The sequence below is a fragment of the Bradyrhizobium sp. GW821-FHT12B03 genome (genome assembly GCF_058807535.1).
The window spans coordinates 1-644 of sequence record NZ_JBXAQU010000060.1 but is presented as its reverse complement, the minus strand read 5'-3'; the positions used below and the strand labels follow the sequence as shown (position 1 = coordinate 644).

Annotated in this window: 1 protein-coding gene; it reads left to right on the top strand. The window is 66.6% G+C overall.

The annotated features are described in order from the left end of the window. Positions 1-644, top strand: a 644-nt coding sequence (locus tag AC1RUR_RS38350) for an AsmA family protein (RefSeq protein WP_492853350.1), incomplete at both ends; no start/stop codon positions are given.

The window sequence follows — 644 nt, the reverse complement described above, 5'->3', positions numbered from 1 at the left end:
TCGTGATGATCAACGCCCTCAACGGCACGCTGGGCGATGGCGCCTTCAACGGCTGGGCCTCGGTCGACATTGCCAGCAAGCCCCTGGTGAAGATCGATCTCGACTTCCAGCGGCTTGCGATCCCCCTGGCGAAGACACCCGACGGGGCCTCCGCTCAGCCCTGGAGCAACGCGCCGATCGACGTCTCCGGGCTCAATTATGCCGATGCGCAGATCAGGATCTCGGCGAGCGAGGCCATCGTCGGCGAAGCGCGTCTTGCGCCGCTGGCGCTCGATGCCAAGCTCGCCGGCGGCATCTTGAAGGCCGGCATTGCCAATCTCGGCGCCTATGGCGGCCAGATCTCCGGCGAGGTGATCCTGGATGCGACCAGCGGCGCGCCGAGCTTTGCCATGCATTCCGACATCGTCGGCGTGCGGGCGCTGCCGCTGCTCCAGGGCCTTGCCGAGTTCGACCGGATCGATGGCAAGCTGCAGGCCAAGCTCGTGCTGCGCAGCGCCGGCCCCAGCCAGCGCGCGCTGATGGCGAACATGCAGGGCACGACCTTCGTCAATTTCCAGGACGGCGCCATCCGCGGCATCAATGTCGCGCAGATGATCCGCTCGCTGACGACCAGCAAGCTGTCCGGCTGGCAGGACAACCAGACC